Raw genomic sequence first — 22,729 nt, 5'->3', positions numbered from 1 at the left:
ACCTTACCAAGTGACGCTTACTGCCTTGATTAAGATTCAGTTGTGCGCCTATTCAATGCAATTTATATCAACTTCTTCTCATAAATACTGTGACTTGCATCAGCGATTTACATTGCTCTACCCAGAAAGGAGTAAGTGAAAAATTTCACTTAGGCAATAACTTAGTTGCAAAAAAAGGAAATGTGAACGGCGTTTATTTGCGGTTCAGTCAGGGTTCAGCGAAAAGGCTTGGCAGGTCTGCTTTCAAGTCTGAAAAACCGAGTTAAAAGACCGACATTTCGTGTGGGGATTGGTCAATCTTTCCCTTTTTGGTGATCTTTACAGACATTTTGAAACAATTTCGCCCGGAAGAGGTTGGCGCAAAAAAAAAGCGGCCCAGAGGGCCGCTTCACAGTTAAGGGTTATCCCTTAGTGGCTGGAGCTCCAGTTGGCGTGGGCTTCCAGCACCTGGCTGTCGCTGTGACAGGTCGCGCAGGTCTCTTCAACCTGGGCAGGGTAGCTGCTGGATGGTACGCCGATGGTGTTGATGTCACCGTCGTGGTCAATCACGCCGCCCATCGCCTTGATGTGAGCCACGGTGGAGTCACTCAGGCCGTATGGAGGCAGGTGGCAGCTTACGCAGGCCGCGGTCTGCGGAGACACCAGCAGTTGCTCGTTGATGTCTGGGTCGAAGCGGCCACCGTCGGTGGTGCCAAAGGCAACAGGTGCAGCGCTGGCGGGGATCAGGCTCAGTGAGAAGCCGGAGCCACCGTGACAGGTGGCACAGTCGGTCTTCTTGAAGAAGCCGCCGATGTAGTGCTTGCTGTGTACGATGTACGCCAGGTTGGAGGAACCGGTGCCCTTCTTGTCACGAGTGCCGTTGTGACAGGTGGCGCAGCCATCCATGTCGTTGGTGTAACGGTGCTTGATGGCGGTGGTGTGACAATCCTGACAGGCGGTCATCTCGGCATGCTGGATGCGTGGAGTGTCGGCCACGGCAGCGCCGTCCTGCTGGAAGTAGAAGGTGTCGCTCACCAGGTAGGGCGCTTCCTGTCCGTCCAGGTTGTCTTCCGCGTCAACCACACAGTCTTCACGCTTGCCTTTGCTGCCGAAGCAGACATGGATCTGGCTGCTCAGGGCGATGTTGGCGCCGGCATCGACCAGTTCCTTCACCTTGAACGCGCCATCGTTGATAACGGACTCGATTCGGCCGTCACCCAGTTGGGTGAAGGTGTCAAAGCCGACCTTCTGGTAGTTCACCAGGAAGTCGTCGCCCAGCACGCCGTTGAGCACGATGGCGCTGTTGAAGCCGCCGTACTTGTAGGGGCGAGGGTCGATCTGGCTCAGGGGCACCATATCCTCACCATCCATGATCTTGAAGATGGTGGTGATGGAGGAGGCATCAGCGGCAACGGTCATGGAGTCAAACACCACCTTCAGCTCGGTAGAGCGGGCGTTGGCGTTGGCATCGTAATGAGCCGCTTCGGCGCCGCGGGCACCCTGACCATGACAACTTACGCAGTTCTGGTAGTTTTCACCGATCTGGTTGTTGTCCGCATCCCAGTGCCAGCTAGGCACACCGTATACGCTGTCGTGACAGTTCAGACAGGTGGCGGTGTCCTTGTCGGCGGTCCAGGCATCCGCATTGGCTACAGATTCGTCGGCCTGGTGACAGGTCTGACAGTTTGCAGCGTTCTGAGGATAGATGCCATCGTCGGCAAAGAAGGAGTGGCTGTGGAACTCGTGGGCGATGCCCTTGATGGAGCCGTCATGCTTGCCGATGACGTTGCCGTCATCGTCTTTGGTCTGGTACTCGTTGAACTCCACGTGACAGAAGGTACAGGAGTCCATGACGGTGTGCTTGCCGGGGTGGTGCATGTTACCCAGGTTGCCGTCGTGACCGGGACGGTGACAGCTCTCACAGGTCTCATTGGCAATCACGTGCTTGGGACGTTCGGCCACGGTGTCGGCGCTGGGCAGCCAGTAGTAGAAGCCGGCAGTGTTGAGATAGTCACCGTTGGCCAGGTGGATCTCGCTGGCGTCGTCGTTACGCACCTTGATGGCCATGTAGACACCATGGGTTACGTCGTTCTTAACGCTGTAGAGGTCGTTGGTGTTGATGGCCACCTCGTAGGCGGAGCCGTCGGGCTTGGTGCCCTTGGTCACCAGGGTGTAGGTACCGTCGTTGTTGTCGGTCAGACAGTCGGTACAGTTTACATCACCACGATAGGAGATACCGGAGAAGTAACCGGAACCGGCATAGAGAGTTTCCCCTTCAAACTCACCCTTGGTCTTGGTGTAGTAGCTCAGCCAGATGTCGCGGGGTTCACCCTCGATATCGGTGGAGCCAATCTCATCTTCGTTGCCGGTACGGCCCAGAGAGACACCGGCAATATCGATATCTTTCAAGCCATAGAGGGCCACACCATTGGCGTCCGCCAAGGAGAAGTTGAGGGTCAGAATGCCTGCATCATCAAAGCTGGCACCTGTGATAGTGCTTACCACAGCGGAGGCCGAGGTGACGGGCTTGCCCACAGGACCGGGCTGACCATCTTCACCATCGGATCCATCGGAACCGTCGCTGCCGCAACCGCTGAGGGCTAAGGCACCCAGACCGGCAAAGGCCATGGCGCGCCATAGGGCGTTGGGTTTCATCATCATCATCATTACTTTTTCCCTGCAATGTTTAGGTTGTTCATGCATATACCTAAATCTAGGTATGCATAATGAACACCACGAAGATAACCCAGACCTTGATGATCTCATCGTGATCAATGTCAACAATTGCAAAAGTTTAAACTTGATATTGCAAAAACAGTGAGTGGGGTTCAGTTTGCCGTCAGCAATGTTAAAAAAAGCTGACATTGAGGCTGGTTCAATCAACATTAGCTACTGATTTGAAAAAGATAAAGCTTGGCGACGCTTTCGGTGAAACCGAGGTGTTGGCGTCAGTCCCAAAAGATGACCGGGATCTCAGCCTGTGAGGCGGGCCCTATTCCAGATGGTTATTCTGTGAGTTCTATCATTATGTTGCATTTTTACCCTCATTAAAATTGACCGACACCGACTTTATCTTGCTGCCTCCCTTTGAGGCGGCGCTGTTTTTTTGAGGATGAGAGATGAACAACCACCAACAAGAATCCGGTTGGTCCAAACTGTGGAAGCAGCCTAAATCCAAATGGTTACTCGGTATTCCCCTGGGCGCTTTCCTGGCGGTCGCCGTCGGTGCCGTCGGTACCGTGGGTTTCAATACCGTGCTGCACGCCACCAGCAGCGACGCCTTCTGCGTCAATTGTCATGTGCCCTCCTTTGCCGCGGAAGAGGTGGCCATGAGCAAGCACGGCACCAGCGCGTCCGGCATGGTGGTGAACTGTGCCGATTGCCACGTCTCCAAGGAGTTCGTGCCTAAGATGATCCGCAAGATCTCCGCCATGAAGGAGGTCTACCTGGAGCTTAAGGGGGAGATCACCACCAAGGATGAGTTCCTCGCCTACAAGAAAGATGGCGCTGCCCGCATCATCGCCGAGATGAAGGCCAACGACTCTCGCGAGTGCCGCACCTGCCACGACGTCGAACGGATGAACTTCGACAAGCAGAAGAAGGTCGCCGCCAAGATGCACCAGAAGATGGAGAAGATGGGTAAGACCTGCATCGACTGCCACAAGTACAAGGTGGCCCACAAGAAGCCTTAACTTCAGGTTTACTCCATCTAAGCGCCGGCATTCGCCGGCGTTTTTTTTGTCTGCCGCCTGCGCAGGATCCCACTTTTCCCCTCCCTGACCCCAGCTGTCATTCAGCCGACAGTAATCCCATTCCCCCTGAGGTTTCATGCCAGTGACCCAATGTTGCTCAGGAGAAACGGCGATGCATGAAGCGGCTTTAACCCAAGGGCTGGTGAAGATTCTGCTTAGCCGTACCTCGGAGCTGGGGGTGGGCTCGGTCAGCCGGGTCACCCTCAAGGTGGGTCGATTAAAGGCGGTGGAACCCCACTCTTTGCGTTTCTGCTTCGAGATGTTTGTCAGGGACACGGTACTGGAGGGGGCGGAACTGGTGATCGACACCGTGGAGGCCCGCGCCACCTGCCTCGAGTGCTCTGAGTCGTTCGAGGTGCGGCGGTTCTGTTTCCGCTGCCCCGGCTGCGACAGTACGTCGCTGCAGCTGACTCAGGGTGAGGAGCTGTTCATTGAGAGCTTTGAGATCTGAAGAAGGCGAAAGCTATGAGAGAAACGGAAAACGTCATCATCTATGCCGACGCAGAGCGCTGCCTGGGTTGCCATAGCTGTGAGCTTGCCTGTGCGGTGGCCCACGGTGGCGGGAGTCTGGTGGAGGCGGTGCGTGAGCGCAAACCTCTTCACTCCCGCACCAAGGTGGTGGTCAGCGACGAGGTGATGATGCCCATGCAGTGTCGTCAATGTGAAAACGCCCCCTGCACCATGGTGTGTCCCACCGGTGCCTGTCGTCAGCAGGATGGACAGGTGCAGATCACCGAGGAGAGCTGTGTCGGCTGCAAGCTCTGCGTCATGGTCTGTCCCTTTGGCGCCATCACCGTGCGTCGTGACGGCCATCGTCAGGTGGACGGCAGCAACAATCAGGGGGTGGCACTCAAATGCGATCTCTGCCGTGACTGGCGGGCAGAGACTGGCAAGAGTGACCCCGCCTGTGTCGAAGCCTGTCCCACCAAGGCGATCCGTCTGGTGGAGATGAAAGCCTACCGGGCGGCACTGATTCAGGCCCGCGCCAAAGAGCTGGCCCAATCCCAGAAACACATGACCCTGACACTGAGGAAACCCTGATGGAAATTAAAGTGAAATCTGTAGATCAGGCGGTTGCCGCCCTCTGCCCCGTGGCGGAGCGGGAGGGGATCGCCACCGTATTTGACCGCCATCAGGCGCAGCAGCCTCAGTGTGGTTTTGGTTCTCTGGGTCTGTGTTGCCGGGTGTGCTGGAAGGGGCCCTGCCGCATCGACCCCTTCGGCGACGGCCCCAGTGAAGGGATCTGCGGGGCCAACCGCGATACCATCGCCGCCCGTAACCTGGTGCGGATGATGGCCGCCGGTGCCGCCGCCCACTCCGAGCACGGTCGCCACATCGCCCTGGCGATGCAGCGGGTGGGCAAAGGCGAGTTGCCTGCCTACTCCATTCGCGACCCCAGGAAACTGGAGGCGCTGGCCCTGCGGCTGGGCATCGACACCGCTGGCCGGGACACCCTCTCCCTGGCCCACGACGTGGCCACCCTGACTCTGGAGGATTATCAGAACCAGGACCACCACACCCCATGTCGCTGGATTCAGGCCAGCCTGCCACCCAAGCGATTGCAGAAGCTGGAGTCCCTGCATGCGCTGCCCCATAACATCGACGCCACCGTGGCCCAGATCATGGCCCGCACCCACATCGGCTGCGACGCCGACCCTACCAACCTGTTCCTGGGCGGGGTCAAAGGTGCCCTGGCGGACTTCAATGGCATGACTTTGGCCACCGAACTCTCCGACGCCATGTTCGGCACCCCATCCCCTGTGGTGACCGAGGCCAACATCGGGGTGATCAACGCCGCCGCGGTCAACATCGCCGTCAATGGCCACAACCCCCTGCTCAGCGAAGTGATCTGCGAGATGGCCGACGAGCTGAACCAGGAGGCGATCGGCGCCGGTGCCCCCCAGGGGATCAACATCGTCGGCATCTGCTGTACCGGCAACGAGGTGATGATGCGCCACGGCGTGCCCCTGGCCACCAACTACCTCAGCCAGGAGATGGCGATCCTCACCGGCGCCCTGGATGCCATGGTGGTGGACGTGCAGTGCATCATGCCGTCGCTGCCCCAGGTGGGGGACTGCTTCCACACCGAGGTGATCACCACCATGGGGGACAACAAGATGCAGGGGGCCCGTCATGTGCCCTTCCGTGAGGAGGACGCCAGGGAGAACGCCTCCCAGGTGATCCGTCTGGCCATCGACGCCTTCCGCCGCCGCGATCCCAACAAGATAAACATCCCCGACATCAAACGCACCGCCGTGGTGGGCTTCTCCGCCGAAGCTGTGGTGGAGGCCCTGTCCAAGGTGGATGCCGAGGATCCCCTCAAGCCACTGCTGGACAACCTCACCAACGGCAACATTCAGGGTATTGCCCTGTTTGCCGGCTGCAACAACACCCAGAGCGTTCAGGACAACAGCTACCAGACCATTGCCAAGAAGCTGGCCGCCAACAACGTGCTGCTGCTGGCCACCGGCTGCGGCGCCGGTGCCTTTGCCAAAAACGGCCTGATGAATCAGGAGGCCACCGAAGCCTACGCCGGCGACGGGCTCAAGGCAGTGCTGACCGCCATCGGCGAAGCCGCCGGCCTGGGCGGACCTCTGCCCCTGGTGCTGCATATGGGCTCCTGTGTGGACAACAGCCGCGCCGTCTCCCTGGCGACCGCCCTGGCCAAGCGTCTGGATCTGGACCTGAGCGACCTGCCTCTGGTGGCCTCGGCACCGGAAGCGATGTCGGAGAAGGCGGTGGCCATCGCCTCCTGGTCCGTGGCCCTGGGACTGCCGACACACCTGGGCACCATGCCTCAGGTGACCGGATCCCAGGTGGTCACCGACCTGATGACCCAGGGGGCCGAGCAGCTGTTTGGCGGCTACTTCCTGGTGGAGACCGACCCGGAGGCCGCCGGCGATAAGCTGGTGGAGGTGATCCGCCGCAAGCGCGCCGCACTGGGACTGTAATCCGAGATAGGGGGAGGCGTGCCTCCCCCTAAGGAGAGAAGCGATGAAGATTGCCATAACGGGCAAAGGCGGGGTGGGGAAAACCACCCTGGCGGGACTGCTGGCCAGAGGCCTGGCCAAGCAGGGATTCAAGGTGTTGGCGGTGGACGCCGACCCGGATGCCAACCTGGCCGGGGCCATCGGCATCCCGGCGGAGCAGGCGGCCGGGCTGACCCCTTTTTCCCAGATGAAATCCCTGGCCAAGGAGCGAACCGGTGCCAACGGCAGCGGCTTGTTCAAGCTCAATCCGTCGGTGGCGGATCTGCCGGAACGCTTCGCCCTGGATCATCAGGGAGTGAAGCTGCTGAAGATGGGCAGTGTCGAGCAGGCCGGTGGCGGCTGCGTCTGCCCGGAACATACCCTGTTGCGCGCTTTGATGCGGCAGCTGCTGGTTAAGGGGAACGAGTGGGTGGTGATGGACATGGAGGCGGGCATCGAGCATCTGGGGCGAGGCACCGCCGAGGCGGTGGACATGCTGCTGGTGGTGGTGGAGCCGGGACAGCGCAGCCTGCAGACCGCCGAACAGGCGGAATCCCTGGCCAGGGATCTGGGCATTGCCCGGGTGGCCTTCGTGGCGGGCAAGGTTCAGGGCGAGGAGGACCTGGCCTTTATCCGTCAGCGGCTGGGGCCCAATCGCCGATTGCTGGGACAACTCAGCTGGAGCGAAGCCCTGCGCGCCGCCGACCGCCAGGGATTGGCCCCCTTCGATTGTCAGGGTCCCTTTGTGGCCCAGGCCGCCGCCATCCAATCTCAACTGCAACAGGAGTTGACCCATGTGTAACTTTACCGCCCGAATCAAACACGCCCATGGCTGGGAGGAGGTCTCCCAGGTAAGCCGGGTGGAGGTGATTCCCCCCGGCCTCAGCCTGGAGACCCTGTTTGACGCCCCCAGGACACTGGCGGGCTACCGCATCACCCTGCTGGACATGATGCAGGGTCAGATTCACTTAGAGCCGGTGGAGGCCCCTTGAACCCGCAGCAGCAACAACTGATCCAGCGTATCCGCACCCTGTTGCCCCACTGGGAGGAGCACAACCAGGCCCACATCAGTGAGATGGAGCGCTGGCGCGAGCAGCTGATTCGTCTTGAGCTGGCCGAGCTGGCGGACTCTCTGCTGGAGGTGGTGGAGCAGATGCGTGGTACCGGCGAAGCCCTGAACCGCACCCTGGCGCGGGTGCCTCAACACACTGACCAAGATTGAGGAGGCGGCCATGTGCAACAACTGCGGCTGTAACCTGACACCGGGAAATCAACACCTGGTGGAACCCGGAGGCCATCTGCACCGGCCCGGTGATGCGGTGCAGCTTCTCACCGGCCTGTTGGACGAGAACGACCACCAGGCGGCGCACAACCGGGAGCACCTGCAGCGCCACAACATCCTGGCCATCAACCTGATGTCCTCTCCGGGCAGCGGCAAGACCCGGCTGTTGGAGGAGAGCCTGGAGCAGCTAAAGGCGCTGGGGATTCGCGCCGGGGTGATTGAGGGGGACCTGGAAACGGAGAACGATGCCCAGCGCATCGCCGCCAAGGGGGTGCCCGTGGTGCAGATCACCACCGGGATGGCCTGTCATCTTGACGCCCACATGGTGCACGACGCCCTGCACCGCCTGCCCCTGGAGGAGTTGGACCTGCTGTTCATCGAAAACGTCGGCAACCTGGTGTGCCCGGCCGGGTTTGATCTGGGGCAGCACCTCAACCTGGTGCTGCTGTCGGTCACCGAAGGGGAGGACAAACCGGCCAAGTATCCGGTGATGTTCCGGGCGGCGGACCTGGTGCTGATCACCAAGCTGGACCTGCTGGCCCATTTTGATGACTTCAGCCTTCAGGGGGCCGAGCACTACCTGAAGACCCTGGGGCTGGAGGGCCGGACCCTGCCCATCTCCGCCAAGAGCGGCGAGGGGATGACCACCTGGCTCAGTTGGCTGCAGCAGCGACTGACACCCTGAATGGGGGCGCAGAGGCGCCCCTTTTTTTCACCCAAGGGGTGATGGGCGCAACGTTTTCTGAATTGGGGTCGCCCCCTGTCAGCCCGCTGACAGATGGGGGGACCGCTCAGGCCTAGAGTGGGCCTGACAACGACAACAAGATGAGGATGACCATGGGAGAGTATTCCATTCTGGCCTGGCTGGGTGCCGGGCTGCTGTTGCTCGGGGAGCTGTGGGCCCTGCGCAACCGAGCCAGTCTTGGCAGGCTGCTGCTCTACGCCACCGCCGCCGAGCTCGGCTATCTGATCATGGGGCTGGGGCTGGGAGAGCCCCTGGCTCAGACTGGCGCCTGGTTCCACCTGGCCCTGCAGGCGGTGATGCGACTGCTGGTGATCCTGGCTGCCTGGCGGCTGATTCGGGCCGCCGGCAGCGACCGCCTGGATCGGGTGGCCGAGGTGGCGCCCCAGATGCCACTGAGCCGGCTGATGTTCGGCTTTGGCCTGTTCTCGGTGATGGGGCTCTCCCCCTTCAAGGGGGCTTTCAGCAAGTTCATCATCCTGTACGTCGCCGTAGATCAGGGCCACTGGGCCATGGCGGTGACCGCCACCCTGGCGGGGATTCTGGCGGCCATCTACACGGTGACGGTGATCCACAAAGTCTGCTTCGGTGCCCCGGCCAGTCGCCCGGTGCTGAGCGAGGTGGGGCAGGGGGCGGCCAGCCTGCTGCTGATGCTGCTCGCGGCCCTGAGTACTGTGCTGCTCAGTCTGGACCCAGAGCCGCTGCTGCACTGGGTCGGTGCCCTCAATGGCCTGACTGAGGGGCACGGCATGCCCAGGTTCGAGTCCCCCTGGCAGGCCCTGGTGTTGCTGCCCTACCTGAGTGGCTTCGGGGTGTTCCTGCTGGGGCACTTCAGCCCCAGATTGCGGGATCTGATGGTGCAGGCGGTGGCCGCCTTCACCCTGGTGATGGCCTGGCAGCTGCCCATGGCCGATGGCCTCTCCTGGCTGTTCGCCGTGATCATCGCCCTGGTGATGCTGGTGGTCTGCGTCTACTCCGGCCCCTATATGCGCAAAGACCCCAGGGCCAACCTCTACTACTTCTTCCTGCTGCTGATGCTCGGTTCCCTGCTGGGGGTGGTCACCGCAACGGATCTGGGTAACTTCTACCTGTTTTGGGAGCTGATGACCTGGACCTCCTATCTGCTGGTGATCCACCCGCGCACTCCCAAGGCCCTGCAGGCGGGACGTAAGTACTTTCTGATGTGCGCCGGCGGCGCCTACATCATGCATTTCGGCATCCTGCTGTTGCACGCCAACCTGGGCAGTTTCGAATTTGCCCAGCTGGCTGCGGCGGCCGGCCAGCTGCCCACCGGAGACGCCCTGGTGATCCTCGCCTGCTTCCTGGTAGGACTTGGGGTCAAGGCGGGGCTGTGGCCCGCCCATGGCTGGCTGCCGGATGCCCACCCTGTGGCGCCCTCCTCCATCTCCGCACCCATGTCAGCCATCCTCACCAAGGTGGGCCTGTACGGCATCCTGAAGCTGCTGTTTCTGGTGTTCGGGTCCGCCGCCCTATCGCGGCTGGCGGGGGAGGGGGCCCTCTCCATTCCGCTGGTGATCACCCTGCTGGGGTCGGTGACCCTGATCTATGGCGAGCTGGCGGCCCTGCGCGAACCGGATCTGAAGCGGATGCTGGCGTTCTCCACCCTGGCCCAGGTGGGGGAGATCACCGCGGTACTGGGGCTGGCCAGTTACCTGGCCCTGGCCGGAGGCCTGGCCCATCTGGTGAATCACGCCATCTTCAAGAGCCTGCTGTTCCTCTGTGCCGGCTCCATCATCTACCGCTACGGCAGTAAGACCCTGACCGAGCTGGCCGGGGCCGGACGACGGATGCCCATCACCGGCGTCTGTCTGGCCACCGGTTTGCTGGCGATCATGGGGCTTCCGCCATTCAGCGGCTTCTTCTCTAAGTACCTGATGATCTTTGCCGCCGTCGACCAGGGCAATCTGGTGCTGCCGGTGGTGATTCTGCTGGGCAGCCTGATAGGCGCCGTCTACTACTTGCGCATCTTCCGGGTGCTGTTCTTCACCCCAGGTCAGGGGCAGGCGACGGAAGCCCCTCTGGGGATGCTGTTGCCGCAACTGCTGCTGGCGGCTCTGGTACTGGCGACGGGGCTGTTCCCTGACGCGGTGCTTGGCCTGATTCAGCCGGTGGTGGCGCAGCTCTCGCCCCAGGGTGGCGTGCTTCCCTCCCTGGCACTGGACTGGCCCTGGGCGGCCTTGGTGGCCTGCATCGGCGCCCCGGTTGTGTATCTGCTGGGCAAGCGGGTGCCCGCCCTGGCGGTGCCCTCTGCCCTGATGGTGATGACGCTGTCTCTGGTGCTGGTGTTGCAGCAGTCCCAGCAGTTTGATCTGCTCTCCTGGTGGTTTGCCCTGCTGATCGCCGCCGTGGGACTGCTGAGCCTGGCCTACTCAAAGGGCTACATGGGCCATGGCCACAGCCTGCCCAGGTTCCTGATGTTCTTCCTGCTGATGATCGGCGGCCTGCTGGGGATCTGCGCCAGTCGCGACCTGTTCAACTTCTTCCTGTTCTGGGAGGTGATGAGCAGCTGGGCCCTGTACTTCGCCATCGTTCATGAGGAGAGTAACGATGCCCTGGACGAGGGGTTCAAGTACCTGATGTTCAACCTGGCCGGGGCCAGCTGCCTGTTCCTGGGGACAGTGATGCTGGCCGCGCCCTCCGGTGAGTTGGCGCTCGAGGGCCTGGGCCAGAGGCTGGAGGCGATGCCGGTTGTCTGGAGCGCATCCGCCCTGGTGCTGGTGCTGGCGGGGCTGCTGATGAAGGCCGCCCAGCTGCCGCTGCGCATCGATGTGCAGATGCACCCACCCACGGCGCCGACGCCGGTCAGTGGTTACATCTCGGCGGTGCTGCTGAAGAGCGGTCCCTTTGGGGTGCTGAAATTCTTCGCTGCCATCGGCATCACCACTCTGGCGGCCCGCTTCGGCGAGGTTCAGGGTTTGCCCTGGCCCGCCTTCCTGGTGGCCCTGGTGGCGGCGGTGACCCTGCTGGGGGCCGGGGCGATGGCGATGATCCAGACCGGCATCAAGCGGCTGCTGATCTACAGCACCGTCAGCCAGCTGGCCTATGTGCTGCTGGGCCTGGCCCTGTTGACCCCCCTGGGCGTCAGCGCCGGCTTGCTGCACTTTGTGAATCACATGCTGCTGAAGAACCTGCTGTTCATGGGCGCCGGGGTGATTCTGGCCCAGGCGCACCTGCACAGCCTGGATGATCTGGGCGGGCTGGGACGACAGATGCCGCTGACCTTCGGTCTGTTTCTGTTTGCCGGCCTCTCCCTGGCGGGGATACCGCCGCTCAATGGGTTTGCTTCCAAGTGGCTTATCTATCAGGCCAGCCTGCAATCCGGTCACTACCTGTTCGCCCTGGCCACCCTGATGTCCAGCCTGTTTACCCTGGCGGCGGTGCTCAAGTTTGCTCACGTAGCCTTCCTGGGCCGGCCTTCACCCGATCTGGCGCATCTGAAAGAGGCCCCGACCTCCATGGCCTGGCCCATGGTGCTGACCGCCGTTGCCTGTCTGGGGCTGGGACTCTTCCCCGGTCTGGCTCTGGTGCCCATCGCCGCCATCGTCACCTCCCTGGGAATGACCGCCCCCGAGGTGAGCCTGTTGGGGCCTTTGCCCGGAGGGTGGTCCTCCTGGTTGCTGACCCTGACTCTGCTGTTGCCGGCCCTGGCCTGCTGGGGGTTCTATCGCCTCAGCGCCCCCCAGAGAGTGGCGATTCACCTTCACGCCTGTGGCGTCGATGACCTGAGCGATGCGGACAGCCACATGGGCGCCGCTGCCCTCTACGAGTCCCCGAAGGCGCTGCTGCGCGTTCTGGCCGGCCCCTTTAAACGGAGAGAATCATGAATCAATTTGAGTTCCTGCTGATCCCCATCTGGGTGATGGTGGTGGCGACCGCCGGCCTGGTTATCGGACTGCTGGCCAAGGGCGCGGACCGCATCCTTCTCGCCCGTCTGCAGCGGCGGGTAGGGCCGCCGCTGCTGCAGCCCTTTTATGACGTGGCCAAGCTGATGCGCAAGCACTCCATGGTGCCCCAGGGCAGCTTTGCGGCGCTGTTCCTCTATCTGCCTGCCGCCGGGGTCTGTGCCATGGCGGTGGCCCTGGCCCTGGTGCCTGTGCCCGGCTGGTATCAGCCTCCGGCACAGTTGGGGGACATGCTGGTGCTGCTCTACCTGCTGGCGGTACCGGCGGTGGTGATCATGCTCAGTGGTTCGGTGTCCGGTTCCACCTTCGGTGCCATCGGCTTCTCCCGGGAGATGAGCATGATGCTGGCGTACGAGGGGCCGCTGCTGCTGGTGCTGCTCAGTGTAGCCATCCACGTCGGGGTCGCCCAGGGCGGATTCATCTGCCTCAGTCTTACTGAGATCGTCGCCTGGCAGCAGGCCAATGGCAACCTGGTGGCCACCCCCTGGCTGTGGCCGGCGGTGCTGGCGTTTCTCAGTGTCATCCCGGCCAACCTCGGGGTGCCACCCTTCGACGTGCCCGAGGCGGAGTCTGAACTGCTGGAGGGGCCGCTGCTGGAGTATTCCGGACCGGCACTGGCGATGTTCAAGCTGATGTCCACCCTCAAGACCGTGGTGGTGTTCAGCCTGGCTGTGGTGCTGTTCTGGCCCGGGGCCCTGACCGGTCTCGCCGCTCTGGCGGTCCATTTGTTCAAGTGCCTGGTGCTGTTTCTGCTGGCCAAGACCCTGCTTCGGGCTTCGGTGGGGCGGATGCGCATCGACCAGGCGTTTCTGTTCTATTTCAAGTGGCCCGAGCTGCTCGGTGTGCTGAGCCTGGCTCTGGTGCTGCTCGGTTCTTTAAGGGGGTAAACATGGCTCTGTTTTCCAACGTGGCGGCCCGGTCGCCCTGGCTCTATCGGATCAATGCCGGTTCCTGCAACGGCTGTGATGTGGAACTGGCCACCACTGCTTGCATCCCCAGGTTCGATGTGGAGCGCCTCGGCTGCCAGTACTGCGGCAGTCCCAAGCACGCGGACATCGTGTTGATCACCGGTCCGCTCACCACCCGGGTGAAGGAGAAGGTGCTGCGGGTGTACCAGGAGATCCCCGAGCCCAAGGTGACGGTGGCGGTGGGGATTTGCCCCATCAGCGGCGGAGTGTTTCGTGACAGCTACGCCATTGAAGGTCCCATCGACCGCTATTTCGATGTGGATGTGAACATCCCCGGCTGTCCCCCCCGGCCCCAGGCGATCCTCGAAGGGGTGGCCCAGGCCATCGAGATCTGGAAGCAACGACTGCAGGAGGCCTGATGAAGATATTGAAACTGCTTTGGCAGAACCTCAAGAAGGGGCCCTCCACCGACCCCTTTCCCTTCGGCGAGACCTTTACCCCCAAGGGGCTGCGTGGACGCATCCGTTTCGATGCCAACAGCTGCAGTGCCTGTCGCATGTGCGAGCACGTCTGTGCCGGCGGAGCCATCCGATTCGAGGAGACCGAGGAAGGCACCACCTTCACGGTGTGGCACAACAGCTGCACCTTTTGCGGCCTGTGCCAGCACTACTGCATTCCCGGGGCGATTCGGCTGACCGAAGACTGGCACCTGGCGCACCACCAGTCACAGAAATACACCATGGTGGAGCACGATCTGATCCCGCGTCTGCCCTGTGGTGAATGCGGCCGCAAGATCACCCAGACCACCACCAGCTTGCTGGGACGGGCCTATGCCGGCAGCAATGGCGACATCCGCACCCTGGCCACGCTCTGCCCCGACTGCCGCCGCGCCCGCTCCGCCCAACAGCTCACCAAAGGAGAGATGCTATGAACCCGATGTTCCAACGCTTCGCCGCCAGCCTGGGCAATACCCTGGCTCAACCTGCGTCCTGGTCTCAGACCACGGACGCCAAGGGGGTGAGCATCGCCTGGGCCAGGCTGGCCCTGGCCGATCAACTGCTGCCCCTGGCCAGGTTGATCAGGGTACTGGGCGGGCGCCTGAGCACCATCACCGCCTACCAGGTATCGCCCAACCTGGAGATCGCCTACCACTTTGACCTGGATGGCTCCACGGTGACCGCTACCGTGGTGTTGCCGGAGCAGGGGGCGGTGATCCCCTCGCTGACACCGGTGTTTCTCAATGCCGACTGGAATGAGCGGGAGTTTATGGAGCTGTACGATATTGAGGTGACCGGGCACCCCAATCCACGGCGACTGTTTATCGATGAGAGCATCGACCCCGCCGTATTGCAGCGTTTCATTCCCTACTCGGATCTGGTGAATGCCGCCAGCACCAAGTCGCTGTGGGAGAAGATCATGACCAGCCGAGGAGAGATCTGATGAGTGGATACAAAGTCCCGGTGGGGCCGCTGCACGTGGCCCTGGAGGAGCCCATGTACTTCAAGGTGGAGGTGGAGGGCGAGACCATCCGTGATCTGGAGATCACCGCCGGCCACGTTCACCGAGGCCTGGAGTACCTGGCGGTCAAGCGCAACTTCTACCAGAACATTACCCTGACCGAGCGGCTCTGCTCCCTCTGTTCCAACAGCCACCCCACCACCTACTGCATGGCACTGGAATCTCTGGCGGGCATCGAGGTGCCGCTGCGGGGCCAATATCTGAGGGTGATCGCCGACGAGGTGAAACGGGTGGCGTCCAACCTGTTCAACGTGGGGATCATGGCCCACATCATAGGGTTTGATTCCCTGTTCATGCACGTGCTCGAAACCCGGGAGGTGATGCAGGACGTCAAGGAGACCATCTATGGCAACCGCATGGATCTGGGCGCCAATTGCATCGGCGGGGTCAAATACGACGTAGATGGCGAGCAGACCCGATGGCTGCTGGAGCAGGTTGCCAGGCTGGTGCCGGCGGTGGAGGAGATTCGCGACCTCTATGGCTCGGATCATTTCGTGCTGTCCCGCACTCAGGGGGTCGGGGTGCTCACCCTGGAGGATGTGCAGCGCCATGGTCTGGTGGGGCCGGTGGCCAGGGGCTCAGGACTGGCGTACGATGTCCGTGTCCAGGCGCCCTATGCGGTTTATGATCAGCTGGATATCGAGATTCAGACCCGCAGCGGTGGTGACGTCTGGTCCCGGGCCATGGTGCGCCTGGATGAGGTGCTGGTGGCCCTGGACCTGATTCGTCAGTGCCTGGAGCGGATGCCCCATGGACCCACGGCCATCAGCGGGTTGCCGGTGATCCCTGCGGGGGAGGCGATCGCCAAGAGCGAAGCCCCCAGGGGGGAGCTGATCTACTATCTCAAGACCGATGGCTCAGATCGGCCCGAGCGGCTCAAATGGCGGGTGCCCAGCTACCCGAACTGGGATGCCCTCAAGACCATGATGACCGGCGAGAAGGTGGGGGATGTCCCTCTGATGGTCAACAGCATCGACCCCTGCATCTCCTGTACGGAGAGATAGCCGGGGACCCGAAACCCTTACAGAGGAAGGACCGGATGTACTCCAAGATGAAACTGTCCCGGTTCAATATGATTGAGCTGCTGAAGAAGCCCAAATATGAGGGGTTTCTTTCCGGTTTCCACTGTCGCCAGCTGGCTCGGGGGCGACTGCTTGACCAGGCTTGTCACGAGGAGAGCGAGGTGTTTGTGCTGGTGTCCGGACGGCTGAGGCTGTATCTCTCCTACGAGGGCAGGGAGTTTACCCTCTCCTTCCTCGAGCCAGGCGACATCTTCAGCACCCACAGCCGGATGTTGATTCAGGCGGCTCGGGAGAGCACCATACTGGCCATCAGTGTCTCTCGCTTTCGCCAGGAGGTGGTGCGTTTTCCCGAAGTCTCCCTGGTGATGACCGGCATCCTCGGGCAGGTTCTGGCCGGTACCCTGGACGTGATTGAGGGGATCATATTCCATGATGTGCAGTACCGGCTGGTGGAGTTTCTGCTGGCCCTGGCCAAGGAGCGGGGCAGAGACACCAACGAGGGGCTCGCCTTTGAGTGCGACCTCAATATGGAGGAGATCTCTTTGCTGATTGGCACCACCCGCCAGACCGCCTCTTCACTGCTCAACAACCTGATCAAGGAGGGGATGCTGGAGCGCCGCAGCCGCCGGGAGTTTGTCATTCCCGACCCAAGCGCCATGGAGGCCCTGCTCAGTCAGCAGCCCTAAACAGAAAAAGCCGCCCCTTGGGCGGCTTTTTCATGACTGGAACCTGGGTTAGGCCAGGGCGGCACGACCGACGGTCGCACGGCTCTTCCAGTCGCCGATGGGCAGCACGGTGCGGCCAAACTCGGCGTTGATGATGGTGGCCATGGCCAGGTAGAAGGCGGCGCCACCACAGACGATGCCCTCGTAGCCGGCAATGGTGCCAATCAGGGCGCTGCCAGTGAAATCACGGGCGGCCAGCAGGAAGAACAGTACGGTCAGGGAGCCGAAGATAAACTGTTTCACCCTGGGGTAGTTGGCCAGGGTGCCGATGAACATGAAGCCGGTGAACAGGCCCCACAGGCTCAGGTACCAACCCATGAAGTGGTGAGGGCTGGCCGCCACACCCACATCCATATTAGGCAACATGATCAGGGCGACCAGAGTCAGCCAGAAGGAGCCATAAGCGGTGAAGGCGGTGGTTCCGAAGGTGTTGCCGTTCCGGTACTCCATGATGCCTGCGATGATCTGGGCGATGCCACCAAAGAAGATACCCATACCCAGAATCATGCCATCGATGGGGAAAAACCCGGCGTTGTGGATGTTCAGCAGTATGGTGGTCATGCCGAATCCCATCAGACCCAGTGGCGCGGGATTTGCGTGAGCGCGGTTCATAATTTTACCTAATTTTTGTTAATAAGATGTAGAGTAAACGGTTGAAAACGCGAGGATTATTGATCGGGTTGCAGTGGCGCTAATGTGAACGGAATCACATTCAGGCCAGGAAATACGGGGGATTAGAAAAACTTTGAACCCCATTTGAGTGTTATTTACTTAGGTGTGACCCAGCTCCACAAAAAAACGCTGCAAATCCCGCCACAACAGGCTTCTGGCCCGTGCTATGGGTGACCTGGGTTCAAGGTCCGCTAGAAAACAGGAATTATTTCCATTTGAGGTGAAAAACGGCGAACTAGGTCAAGGATTTTTCCATAAGGTTGTGTATACTTAAGTGCAAATGATAGCAATTCCCATTTAGAAACAGGTAGCACAATGGTTTTATCAGAGTTGGGTCTGGGACAAAGTTGCAGTGTTGTTCGTCTAGGCGATCAATCCATGTCACTCTCTCTTAAGCGTCGTCTGATGGCGCTTGGCTTCACTCGAGGCAGTGAAGTCAGAATGGTTCGCTCTGCTCCTCTGGGTGGTGCTGTCCAGCTGAAGGTGCGAGGCGCAAGCCTCTGTTTGAATAATCGCCTGGCTGCACAGATCCACGTAGAGGTTTAATTGATGTCCCAACAAGTAGTGCGCTGTGTTGCCGTAGGTAATCCTAACTCCGGCAAGTCCACCCTGTTTAATGCTCTCACCGGTAACAACGTCTCTGTCGGCAACTGGGCCGGCGTCACCGTCGATAAGAAAGTTGGCAAGATCGAGCTCGATGGCCGTGCCGTGGAGATCACCGATCTGCCTGGCCTGTACGACCTCGAAGCCGCCGATGGTGAAGGCTTCATCGATGAAAAGATCAGCCGCGAATACTTGCTTGGTCAGGATATTGACCTGCTGATCAACGTCGTGGATGTCTCTCAGCTGGAGCGTAACCTCTATCTGACCACTCAGTTGCGTGAACTGAACGTCCCCATGCTGCTGGTGCTGAACAAGGGAGATGTGACGGCGCGCCGCGGTGTTCAGGTCAACACCGAAGCCCTGAGTCAACGCCTGGGTTGTCGCGTCATTCAGATCAGTGCCAAAACGGAAAATGGCCCTCAAGCGGTCAAGGATGCCATTGCCGAGATGGCCAAGGCAGGCAATCAGAGCCAGACCCTGGATATTCATCTGGGCGCAGAGGTGGAGCAGTCGCTGCAGGAGATCGGGGGCAGCCGTGCCAGTGCCATTACCCGCCTGCTGTCTCAAAGTGATGATGCCGCGATTCAGGCTTCCAACAAGCTGCTGGCTCAGGCGATCTCTCCCGCCGAGCACATCGCCGACCGCCGCTACCAGTTTATCGGCGATCTGGTCAAAGCCATAGTCTCCAAGCCCTCTGTTATCGACTCCATGACCGAGAAGCTGGATCATTATGCATTGAGCCCCATGACCGGGGTGCCCATCTTCCTGGGCATGATGTACCTGACCTTTATGTTTGCCATCAACGTCGGCGCTGCCTTCATCGATTTCTTCGATATCGTGGCGGGCGCCCTGTTTGTTGACGGCTCAGCCCTGTTGCTGAACGCCGCGGGCATGCCAGACTGGGTTGGCGCCATCCTCTCCGACGGCGTGGGTGCCGGTATCCAGACCGTGGCAACCTTCATCCCGGTGGTGGCTTTCCTCTATATCGCCCTGAGTATTCTCGAGGTGTCCGGTTACCTGGCCCGCGCAGGTTTCGTGATCGAAGGGGTGATGCAGAAGATCGGTCTGCCCGGTAAAGCCTTCGTTCCCCTGATTGTCGGTTTTGGCTGTAACGTACCTGCGGTGACCGCCACCCGGACCCTGGACACCAAGCGCGAGCGTATCGTGACAGCCATGATGGCCCCCTTCATGTCCTGCGGAGCCCGTCTGCCGGTGTACGCCCTGTTTGTGGCGGCGTTCTTCCCGGACAATGGCCAGAACCTGGTGTTTGCCCTGTACATCATTGGTATTGCGGCAGCGATCCTCACCGGTCTGCTGTTGCGTCACACCCTGCTTCCCGGTGATGCCAGCCAGGGCTTCATGGAGCTGCCTGACTACGAGATGCCCACCCTGAGTGCCATCGGTCGTCGCACCTGGCAGCGTACCAAGCAGTTTGTCATGGGCGCCGGTAAGACCATCGTTATCGTGGTGACCATCCTGAGTTTCTTCAACTCCATGGGTACCGACGGCAGCTTTGGCAACCAGGATTCCGAAAATTCCGTGCTCTCCGCCGCCGCTCAGATTGTGACGCCGGTGTTTGATCCCATGGGGGTTAAAGAGGAAAACTGGCCCGCTACCGTTGGTGTGATCACCGGCATCTTCGCCAAGGAGGCCGTGGTCGGCACCCTAAACAGCCTTTACAGCCAGTCTGGTGAAGAGGAAGCGGCGGAGTTCAGCCTGCTGGGCGCGGTTAACGAGGGACTGGCCACCATTCCTGAGAACATGTTTGGTATCGCCTGGGACGATCCCCTGGGTCTGAACATCGGTGATGCTCAGGACGTGGACAGTATGGGTGACGAGTTCGGCTTCGAAGCGGCAACCCTGAAAAACCTCAAGTCTCAGTTTGAAACTGGTGCGGCCGCCTTTGCCTATCTGCTGTTTATCCTGATGTACACCCCCTGTGCCGCGGTACTGGGTGCCATGGCCGGTGAGTTTGGCGGCCGCTGGACCACTTTCAGCGCCGTCTACACCTTCGTCGTGGCCTACGCCACCGCCACCCTGTTCTACCAGGCTTCCCGCCTGACGGTGGAGCCGGCTCACGCCCTGATGCACATTGGCATCATTGTGGTGATTCTGGTGGCGGGTATCGCCTACCTGAGACGGGTCGGCAAGCGCAGCCAGATGGGTGTGGGTGACATTCCGGTGGCCATCAAAGAGTAAGATTCGCTTTAATTCTCCCTAAGCGATTCAAGGCAGCCTTCGGGCTGCCTTTTTCTGTTTTTGACCCGGTGAAACCGTTGGGCTAAACCTGTGTGAAGACGGGAAGGGCGGATTCCGTTAAAAAATCCGGAAAACTCCTGTTGGTATCGGTGATTGGGTCTTGCTCCCATCCCGGTGATAGTGGATCATTAGCCGTTTACTGGTTTTAGTTGAAGTGAGTCGAGGGCAATCATGACCCAGCCGGACAACGAGGTTCGTCCAAGCAACTTTATTCGCAATATTATCGATGCCGATCTGGCCTCAGGTAAGCACAATGCAGTGCAAACCCGATTCCCGCCTGAGCCCAACGGTTATCTCCATATCGGTCATGCCAAGTCCATCTGCCTGAATTTCGGCATTGCCCAGGATTATCAGGGCAAGTGCAACCTGCGTTTCGACGACACCAACCCCGAGAAGGAGGATGTCGAATACGTAGAGTCCATCAAGGAAGACGTTCGCTGGCTTGGGTTCCAGTGGGATGGTGATATCCACTACTCGTCTGACTACTTCGATCTGCTGTATGGCTATGCCATCGAGCTGATCGAGAAGGGACTGGCTTATGTGGATGAGCTGACCCCAGAGCAGATCCGTGAATACCGCGGTACCCTGACCGAGCCGGGCAAGCCGAGCCCCTTCCGCGACCGCAGTGTCGAGGAGAACCTGGCGCTGTTTGAGAAGATGCGCAACGGCGAGTTCCCAGAGGGCAAGGTGTGTCTGCGTGCCAAGATTGACATGGCGTCCTCCTTCATGGTGATGCGGGACCCCGTACTCTACCGGGTGAAGTTTGCCCACCACCACCAGACCGGTGACAAGTGGTGCATCTACCCCATGTACGACTTTACCCACTGCATCTCCGATGCCCTGGAGAGCATTACCCACTCCCTGTGCACCCTGGAGTTCCAGGACAACCGTCGTCTGTACGATTGGGTTCTGGAGAACATCAGCATCGAGTGTCAGCCTCGTCAGTATGAATTCAGCCGCCTGAATCTGGAATACACCGTGATGTCCAAGCGCAAGCTGAACGCCCTGGTGACGGACAAACTGGTGGATGGCTGGAACGACCCCCGTATGCCGACCATCTCAGGTTTGCGTCGTCGTGGTTATACCCCGGCGTCCATCCGTGAGTTCTGTAAGCGCATCGGCGTCACCAAGCAGGAGAACACCATCGAGATGGGTTCCCTGGAGTCCTGCATCCGTGATGACCTGAACGTGAATGCGCCCCGCGCCATGGCGGTGCTGGATCCGGTGAAGGTGGTGCTGGAAAACTACCCTGAAGGTCAGGTGGAAACCCTGAACGTGGCCAACCATCCCTCCGATGAGTCCATGGGCAGCCGTGAAGTGCCTTTTTCCCGGGAGATCTGGATCGAAGCGGAAGATTTCCGTGAAGAGGCCAATAAGAAGTTTAAGCGTCTGGTCCTGGGCAAGAAGGTTCGCCTGCGTGGTGCCTATGTGGTGACCGCCGAGCGGGTCGAGAAGGACGAAGAGGGTAAGGTGACCACCATCTACTGTTCGGTTGACCTGGACACCCTGGGTGTGGATCCTGCCGACGGCGTTAAGCCAAAAGGGGTGATTCACTGGGTCTCTGCCGAAGCGGGTGTGGCTGCCGAATTCCGCCTCTATGACCGCCTGTTTACCGTCGAGAACCCCGGCGCGGCCGAGGACTTCGAAGCGGTGATCAACCCTGAATCTCTGGTGGTGCGTCACGGCTTCGTTGAGCCAAGCCTGACCTCTGCTGAGGCGGAGAAGGCGTTCCAGTTCGAGCGTACCGGTTACTTCTGTGCCGACAGCGTCGACAGTAAGACGGATGCGCTGGTGTTTAACCGCACCGTCGGCCTGCGGGACACCTGGGCCAAGATGGGCGGCTAACCGCCCATCCATAAAAAAAGGTTCTTCGCACATTAGCGGGAACTAGATACGAAAACGGCTGGAAAGGTTATTGTGTAGTCGCCAAACAAACCCAATCACCACCAGCCGTTCTCAATGCCGAAGCTTACCTTGCCTATCTCACCGTGGGAAGGGTTTTCCCCCACTCACACCGAGCTCCACCACGATACTCTTACTATCCATTTAACCCCCACGGGCCCTGGTCGATGTCGCTGTGGCCAAGTTGTCCGGCAGATTCACGATATCACTCCCCGCACGATTCAGGAGCGCGAGGCTTTCGGTTACCAGACTTTGCTGTCTGTACCACTGCGCCGACTACGCTGCCCTGATTGTGGCGTGGTTACTGAGCGCCTCTCCTGGCTGGAGCCCCATGCTCGCCAGACCAACAGACTTATCCAGTACGTCGAGCGACTGCTTAAATTGATGCCTATCAAGCACGTTAATGAGATGACCGGTTTGCACTGGCACACCCTCAAACGACTGGATAGGCGGCGCCTGGCTCGAGAGGTCAT

At 60.4% G+C, this 22,729-nt stretch carries 21 protein-coding genes; 19 read left to right on the top strand and 2 right to left on the bottom strand.

The genetic code is table 11. The annotated features are described in order from the left end of the window. Nucleotides 1-408: 408 nt before the first annotated feature. Entirely contained in the window at nucleotides 409-2,646 is a 2,238-nt protein-coding gene (locus ACN0RV_RS03010; protein WP_417345449.1) for a multiheme c-type cytochrome, read from the bottom strand. 452 nt (nucleotides 2,647-3,098) lie between these two features. Here ACN0RV_RS03010 and ACN0RV_RS03005 point away from each other — a divergent pair, with 452 nt between their 5' ends. The 15 genes from ACN0RV_RS03005 (at nucleotide 3,099) to ACN0RV_RS02935 (ending at nucleotide 16,781) form a co-directional block, all read left to right on the top strand. After that, nucleotides 3,099-3,671, top strand: a complete 573-nt coding sequence (locus ACN0RV_RS03005; RefSeq protein WP_417345447.1) for a NapC/NirT family cytochrome c — start codon at nucleotides 3,099-3,101, stop codon at nucleotides 3,669-3,671. A gap of 172 nt (nucleotides 3,672-3,843) precedes the next feature. Then, the gene (gene hypA, locus ACN0RV_RS03000) at nucleotides 3,844-4,182 is read left to right on the top strand and encodes a hydrogenase maturation nickel metallochaperone HypA (protein ID WP_417345445.1); all 339 of its coding nucleotides are present in this window, start codon (nucleotides 3,844-3,846) and stop codon (nucleotides 4,180-4,182) included. Nucleotides 4,183-4,196: 14 nt separating this feature from the next. Beyond that, nucleotides 4,197-4,772, top strand: coding sequence for a 4Fe-4S dicluster domain-containing protein (locus tag ACN0RV_RS02995; protein ID WP_417345444.1), 576 nt, complete (start codon nucleotides 4,197-4,199; stop codon nucleotides 4,770-4,772). After that, nucleotides 4,772-6,682 (top strand): anaerobic carbon-monoxide dehydrogenase catalytic subunit, encoded by a 1,911-nt coding sequence (gene cooS, locus ACN0RV_RS02990; RefSeq protein ID WP_417345442.1) that lies wholly within the window; start codon nucleotides 4,772-4,774, stop codon nucleotides 6,680-6,682. Before ACN0RV_RS02995 ends, cooS begins: the two co-directional genes overlap by 1 nt. A gap of 43 nt (nucleotides 6,683-6,725) precedes the next feature. Continuing rightward, nucleotides 6,726-7,502 carry an AAA family ATPase gene (locus tag ACN0RV_RS02985; protein ID WP_417345440.1) on the top strand — a complete coding sequence of 259 codons (777 nt, stop codon included), beginning with the start codon at nucleotides 6,726-6,728 and terminating at the stop codon, nucleotides 7,500-7,502. After that, on the top strand, nucleotides 7,495-7,692 hold the full coding sequence (locus ACN0RV_RS02980; RefSeq protein WP_028108801.1) for a CooT family nickel-binding protein: 198 nt from the start codon (nucleotides 7,495-7,497) through the stop codon (nucleotides 7,690-7,692). The genes ACN0RV_RS02985 and ACN0RV_RS02980 overlap by 8 nt, the downstream gene beginning before the upstream one ends. Continuing rightward, nucleotides 7,689-7,922, top strand: a complete 234-nt coding sequence (locus ACN0RV_RS02975; RefSeq protein WP_417345438.1) for a hypothetical protein — start codon at nucleotides 7,689-7,691, stop codon at nucleotides 7,920-7,922. The genes ACN0RV_RS02980 and ACN0RV_RS02975 overlap by 4 nt, the downstream gene beginning before the upstream one ends. Nucleotides 7,923-7,932: 10 nt before the next feature. Next, nucleotides 7,933-8,667, top strand: coding sequence for a hydrogenase nickel incorporation protein HypB (gene hypB / locus ACN0RV_RS02970; RefSeq protein ID WP_417345437.1), 735 nt, complete (start codon nucleotides 7,933-7,935; stop codon nucleotides 8,665-8,667). Nucleotides 8,668-8,819: 152 nt separating this feature from the next. Then, entirely contained in the window at nucleotides 8,820-12,569 is a 3,750-nt protein-coding gene (locus ACN0RV_RS02965; protein ID WP_417345435.1) for a proton-conducting transporter membrane subunit, read from the top strand. Then, on the top strand, nucleotides 12,566-13,534 hold the full coding sequence (locus ACN0RV_RS02960; protein WP_417345433.1) for a respiratory chain complex I subunit 1 family protein: 969 nt from the start codon (nucleotides 12,566-12,568) through the stop codon (nucleotides 13,532-13,534). Before ACN0RV_RS02965 ends, ACN0RV_RS02960 begins: the two co-directional genes overlap by 4 nt. Before the next feature lie 2 nt (nucleotides 13,535-13,536). Beyond that, nucleotides 13,537-13,974, top strand: coding sequence for an NADH-quinone oxidoreductase subunit B family protein (locus tag ACN0RV_RS02955; protein ID WP_417345432.1), 438 nt, complete (start codon nucleotides 13,537-13,539; stop codon nucleotides 13,972-13,974). Then, entirely contained in the window at nucleotides 13,974-14,486 is a 513-nt protein-coding gene (locus tag ACN0RV_RS02950) for a 4Fe-4S dicluster domain-containing protein (protein WP_417345430.1), read from the top strand. Before ACN0RV_RS02955 ends, ACN0RV_RS02950 begins: the two co-directional genes overlap by 1 nt. After that, entirely contained in the window at nucleotides 14,483-14,995 is a 513-nt protein-coding gene (locus ACN0RV_RS02945; RefSeq protein ID WP_417345428.1) for an NADH-quinone oxidoreductase subunit C, read from the top strand. Before ACN0RV_RS02950 ends, ACN0RV_RS02945 begins: the two co-directional genes overlap by 4 nt. Then, complete coding sequence (locus tag ACN0RV_RS02940) at nucleotides 14,995-16,077, top strand: hypothetical protein (protein WP_417345426.1); 1,083 nt, start codon at nucleotides 14,995-14,997, stop codon at nucleotides 16,075-16,077. The genes ACN0RV_RS02945 and ACN0RV_RS02940 overlap by 1 nt, the downstream gene beginning before the upstream one ends. 35 nt (nucleotides 16,078-16,112) lie before the next feature. After that, on the top strand, nucleotides 16,113-16,781 hold the full coding sequence (locus ACN0RV_RS02935) for a Crp/Fnr family transcriptional regulator (protein WP_417345424.1): 669 nt from the start codon (nucleotides 16,113-16,115) through the stop codon (nucleotides 16,779-16,781). Nucleotides 16,782-16,829: 48 nt separating this feature from the next. On the opposite strand, the gene ACN0RV_RS02930 is transcribed toward ACN0RV_RS02935, so the two are convergent. Beyond that, complete coding sequence (locus ACN0RV_RS02930; RefSeq protein ID WP_417345422.1) at nucleotides 16,830-17,432, bottom strand: acetate uptake transporter; 603 nt, start codon at nucleotides 17,430-17,432, stop codon at nucleotides 16,830-16,832. Nucleotides 17,433-17,807: 375 nt separating this feature from the next. Between ACN0RV_RS02930 and ACN0RV_RS02925 the strand changes: the two genes are divergently transcribed. From ACN0RV_RS02925 to ACN0RV_RS02910, 4 genes are all read left to right on the top strand, one after another. After that, on the top strand, nucleotides 17,808-18,038 hold the full coding sequence (locus ACN0RV_RS02925; RefSeq protein ID WP_084643886.1) for a FeoA family protein: 231 nt from the start codon (nucleotides 17,808-17,810) through the stop codon (nucleotides 18,036-18,038). A gap of 3 nt (nucleotides 18,039-18,041) precedes the next feature. Beyond that, nucleotides 18,042-20,294, top strand: a complete 2,253-nt coding sequence (gene feoB / locus ACN0RV_RS02920; RefSeq protein ID WP_417345420.1) for a ferrous iron transport protein B — start codon at nucleotides 18,042-18,044, stop codon at nucleotides 20,292-20,294. 231 nt (nucleotides 20,295-20,525) lie between these two features. Next, nucleotides 20,526-22,199, top strand: a complete 1,674-nt coding sequence (gene glnS / locus ACN0RV_RS02915; protein WP_417345418.1) for a glutamine--tRNA ligase — start codon at nucleotides 20,526-20,528, stop codon at nucleotides 22,197-22,199. A 114-nt stretch (nucleotides 22,200-22,313) separates the two neighbouring features. Further along, nucleotides 22,314-22,729, top strand: a 416-nt coding sequence (locus ACN0RV_RS02910; RefSeq protein ID WP_417345416.1) for a helix-turn-helix domain-containing protein, incomplete at its 3' end; no start/stop codon positions are given.

This window comes from Ferrimonas sp. (assembly GCF_048263965.1).
GTDB lineage: Bacteria > Pseudomonadota > Gammaproteobacteria > Enterobacterales > Shewanellaceae > Ferrimonas.
The sequence above is the reverse complement of the archived record's forward strand: the minus strand, read 5'-3'. Positions and strand labels throughout refer to the sequence as shown.